General features: G+C 45.7%; 1 protein-coding gene. It reads left to right on the forward strand.

The genetic code is table 11. From position 1 onward, the window contains the following. Positions 1 to 868 (forward strand): aldo/keto reductase (locus tag R7Z50_RS25920; protein ID WP_318149531.1); only part of this gene is annotated, 868 nt, incomplete at both ends.

The following is an 868-nucleotide window of genomic DNA, read 5'->3' on the forward strand; positions in this document are numbered from 1 at the left end:
TGAAGCGTTGTTTGGTGAAGCGTTAGCTTTGGATAAAAGCGTACGCGACCAAATCCAGATCGTGACCAAATGTGACATTAATTTGTGTGGTGACAAAACACCTGAACGCAAAATTAATCACTACGACACAAGTTCGGCACACATTTACCAATCAGTGAACAACTCACTTGAGCGCTTAAATGTGGACGAAATCGATGTGCTATTAATCCATCGTCCGGATGTATTGATGGATGCTGATGAAGTTGCGGAAGCATTCACGGAGCTGCACAAAGTAGGTAAAGTGAAGCACTTTGGTGTGTCCAACTTTACGCCGCGTCAGTTCGAATTGCTGCAATCGCGCCTTGGTAAACCTCTTGTGACTAACCAAGTGGAAATCAACCCGCTTAATTTTGAGGTTGCGCACGATGGAACGCTGGACCAAATGCAAATGTTGCGAACGCGTCCAATGGCTTGGTCTTGCTTAGGTGGCGGCTCAATCTTCAGTGGGGAAAGCGAGCAAGCGATTCGCGTTCGTAACGAGCTAGAAGCGATTCGTGAAGAAGTGGTAAGACGCATCTCTGAAGGTGAAGCTTCTATTCTCGCGGCTCAAGAAGAGATGAGTATCGAAAGTATCTGTGAAGCCGCGGCAAATGGCGATCCTCTCGCGGTTGATGTGATTGAAAAATTGGGACGCTATTTAGGTTCTGCAATTGCTATCGTGATCAACTTGTTTAACCCAGAAAAGATTTTGATTGGTGGGGTAATTAACCAAGCGAAAGAGGTGCTTTATCCAGCCGTTCGCCGTTGTATTGAAGAACAAAGTTTGCCTGTTTATCACCAAGATCTTGAGCTGGTGGAATCTCGCTTTTATAAACAAGCGACGATGCCA

The organism is Vibrio sp. 1249-1 (assembly GCF_033340495.1).